The organism is Dietzia sp. UBA5065, from assembly GCA_002415925.1.
Lineage (GTDB): Bacteria > Actinomycetota > Actinomycetes > Mycobacteriales > Mycobacteriaceae > Dietzia.
Genome location: DIAZ01000181.1, coordinates 3,162 through 6,441, shown reverse-complemented (window position 1 = coordinate 6,441; position 3,280 = coordinate 3,162). Strand labels below are relative to the sequence as shown.

General features: G+C 70.2%; 5 protein-coding genes. 4 read left to right on the top strand and 1 reads right to left on the bottom strand.

Annotated elements, in window-relative coordinates:
- From B4M60_RS14955 to B4M60_RS14940, 4 genes are all read left to right on the top strand, one after another.
- The coding region (locus tag B4M60_RS14955) for an LLM class flavin-dependent oxidoreductase (protein ID WP_291085838.1) at positions 1-471 on the top strand (471 nt) is incomplete at its 5' end.
- A gap of 64 nt (positions 472-535) precedes the next feature.
- Entirely contained in the window at positions 536-1,828 is a 1,293-nt protein-coding gene (locus tag B4M60_RS14950) for an acetyl-CoA hydrolase/transferase family protein (protein WP_291085835.1), read from the top strand.
- A gap of 28 nt (positions 1,829-1,856) precedes the next feature.
- A complete protein-coding gene (locus B4M60_RS14945) occupies positions 1,857-2,498 on the top strand; it encodes a DUF4126 domain-containing protein (protein WP_291085831.1) in 642 nt (213 codons plus the stop codon).
- A gap of 14 nt (positions 2,499-2,512) precedes the next feature.
- The gene (locus tag B4M60_RS14940) at positions 2,513-3,025 is read left to right on the top strand and encodes a hypothetical protein (RefSeq protein WP_291085828.1); all 513 of its coding nucleotides are present in this window, start codon (positions 2,513-2,515) and stop codon (positions 3,023-3,025) included.
- Between the two features lie 27 nt (positions 3,026-3,052).
- On the opposite strand, the gene B4M60_RS14935 is transcribed toward B4M60_RS14940, so the two are convergent.
- The coding region (locus B4M60_RS14935; RefSeq protein ID WP_291085825.1) for an aquaporin at positions 3,053-3,280 on the bottom strand (228 nt) is incomplete at its 5' end.

Genomic DNA, 3,280 nt, shown 5'->3' with positions numbered 1-3,280 from the left:
CTGCAGGAGGGGGGCATCCCCCTGTGGATCGCCGGGGGAGGGGAACGCAAGACCCTGCTCACCGCCGCTCGCCACGCCGACTACACCAACTTCGACGGCACTCCCGAGGGCTTCGCCCACAAATCGGAGGTCCTCCTGCGGCACTGCGCGGACGTGGGTCGGGACCCCGCCGAGATCACCCGGACGGCCAACTACAACGTGGCGATCGGGGAGACCGAGAGGGACGTCGCCGACCGGCTGGCGTTCCTCCGCGACCGGATGTCCCGCCACGTCGGGGCGGACGAGGCGGATCGCCAGCTCGGCGCGTACCGCGGGCTCCCCGCGGTGGGCACCCCGGAACAGATCGTGGACAAGCTCGGCCGGCTCAAGGCGATGGGCATGGAGTACGGGATCTTCTACTTCCCCGAGATCGCCACGGACACCTCGGGGCTGGAGCTCTTCGAGCGCCACGTGATGCCCGCCCTGGCGTGAGCCGGCCCGCCCGCCGCGGACAGTCCCGCACCATCCCCCCAAGCACAGGAGCTCGCGACCACACATGAAGAACATCGACTATCGAGAACTGCCCGCCGAGGCGATCCTCGAGCACGTGACACCGGGGATGCACATCATCTCGCCCATCCAGAACGCGGCGCCCCCGGCCCTGCTGCGCGCACTGGACGCGGGCGCCCCGGGGCTCGAGGACGTCACGATCCACCACATGGACCCCTGGGAGTCGTTGCCGTTCATGGAGGGCGCCTACCCGGGCAGGCTCCGTCACGTCGACTACTTCCTCGGGCCCGGCTCCCGGAAGAACTTCCACGCGGGCGACTGCGACCTGGTCCCGGTCGACTTCGCGCAGGTCCCGGCGACGCTGCGGGAGTTCAGCCCGCCCGGGCTGGCCATCACCGCGGTGTCGGAGATCGACGAGCACGGGTTCTTCTCGATGGGGACCAACGCCGACTACGTGGCGTCCTTCATCGGGCAGGTCCCGTTCTTCGTCGAGGTCAACGCCAACATGCCGCGGACCTTCGGGCGCAACCACATCCACATCTCCCAGGTCGTCGGGGTGACCCGCAACGACACCCCCATGATCACCTTCGACTCGCCGGTGCCGGGCGAGATCGAGAACGCGATCGCGGACGTCATCGCCGAGCGGGTGCCGGACGGAGCGTGCCTCCAGCTGGGCGTGGGAAAGCTCCCCAACGCCTTCCTCTCCCGGTTGACCGGTCACAAGAACCTCGGGATCCACACGGAGGCCCTGTCGGACGGGGTGATGGATCTGGTCAATGCGGGGGTGATCGACGGATCCCGCAAGACCGGTCGTCCGTTCAAACACGTCACGACCTTCGCGGTGGGGTCGCAGCGGCTGATGGACTGGCTCCACAACAACCCGTCGGTCGCGATGCTGCCCGTGGACATCGTCAACGATCCGAGAGTGATCGGGCAGGAGCACAATCTCTACTCGGTCAACGCCACGAGCGAGGTCGATCTCTACGGGCAGGCCGCCTCGGAGACCATCGCCGGCAGGTACTGGTCCGGCGCGGGGGGACAGGCGGACTTCGCCCGGGGGTGCACGTTCTCGCCCGGTGGCCACGGCTTCATCGTCACGCCGTCCCAGACGTCGAAGGGCATCAGTCGGATCACGCTGTCGCTGACGCCGGGCAGCCCGGTGACGACGCACAAGAACATCATCCAGAACGTGGTCACCGAGTACGGGATCGCCTCGCTGCGGGGACGGTCGGTCTCCCGGCGCGCCGAGGCCCTGATCGCCATCGCCCACCCCGATCACCGTGAGCGGCTGAGCAGGGAGGCGCGCGACGCGGGCCTGCTCCACCGGACCGTGCACTAGACGCCGCCCGGTGCGGCAGGATGAGCCGATGATCGTCACGCTCACCGGAATGGGCCTGTCGGCTGCCGCCGGGCTCAACGCCTACATCCCGCTGCTGGTGGTCGCGCTGCTGGCCAGGTTCACCCCGTTCGTGACCCTGCCGGCCGAGTACGCGTGGATGACCAGTTGGTGGGCCATCGGCACGGTCGCGGTGTTGTTGGCCATCGAGGTCGTCGTCGACAAGGTCCCCGCGGTGGACACCGTCAACGACGCGGTCCAGACCGTGATCCGCCCGCTGTCCGGGGGACTGACCTTCGCCGCCATGCAGGGGGCGGAACAACTCGACCAGTCCGCGTGGATGGCCGAGCGCCCGTGGATGGGCGTGATCCTCGGGGTGGTGGTCGCGCTGCTGGTCCACAGTGGGAAAGCGGTGGCGAGGCCGATCGCCAACACGGGATCCGCGGGGACGGCGGCCCCTGTGCTGTCCACGATGGAGGACGCGTCCTCGCTGGGGCTGAGTCTCCTCGCGGTGTTCGCGCCGGTCCTCGCGCTCGTCGCGGTGGTCTTCCTCCTCGGCGTCATCCTCTACTCCTGGTGGCGGGCCGCGCAGTGGAGGCGTCGACGCCGCGCGCGGGGAGCGGTGGCGCGCCGGAGCGAGGGGGGTTACCTTCCCCTGGAACGTGACCCCTGACACCGGAGGCGGCAATGGACCTCATCATCTGGATCATCATCGGGGTGGTCGCCGTGGTCGTGCTCGTCGCGCTCATCGCGCTGGCCACCAGGGCCAACACCAGGAAGAAGCTCGCCGCGGCCACGGAGCTGCGGAAGGACGCCCGCGCGCGGGAGCTACTGCTGGAGCGCCAGGATTCCGTGGCCCGCGAACAGGAGCACCGTGCGGGTGCCGCTGAGGAGGAGGCCAGGGCCAAGGCCGAGGAGGCAGAACGCCTTCGGGCAGAGGCCGACGAGCACCGGGCCACGGTCGACGAGCAGCGCCGGGACGTGCGGCGGATGAAGCAGCACGCGGGGGAACTCGATCCCCGACACCGCGCCGGTGATGACGGTCGCGAGGCCGACCACGCTGAGGCGGGTCGGGCGGAAGCGCCCGGTCCCGATCGCGGCGGCCGACACTCCGCTCCCGACGGGTATCCGGGGTCGGTCGACGGACCCGGCGGGGACCGCGCGGTCGACCGGGACGACCCCCCTCGACGTCGCAGCTAGTCGGCCGCGACCGGGGCCCTCAGGCCGTCACGGACGCGCGGAGCGCTCGCCGAACAGGGGACCGTACAGCGCGCCCGCGATGAGGGCGCCGACGATCGGGGCGACCCAGAACAGCCACAGCTGGCCCACGGCCCCGTTGCCGTTGAAGAACGCCACGGCGGTCGAGCGCGCGGGGTTCACCGAGGTGTTGGTGATCGGGATCGAGATCAGGTGGATCAGGGTCAGCGTGAGGCCGATCGCGGCGGGCGCGAAGCC

Excerpts from the sequence above, each read along its gene's own strand:
- B4M60_RS14950 (WP_291085835.1), top strand. The coding sequence starts at position 536 with ATGAAGAACATCGACTATCGAGAACTGCCCGCCGAGGCGATCCTCGAG.
- B4M60_RS14945 (WP_291085831.1), top strand. The coding sequence starts at position 1,857 with ATGATCGTCACGCTCACCGGAATGGGCCTGTCGGCTGCCGCCGGGCTC.
- B4M60_RS14940 (WP_291085828.1), top strand. The coding sequence starts at position 2,513 with ATGGACCTCATCATCTGGATCATCATCGGGGTGGTCGCCGTGGTCGTG.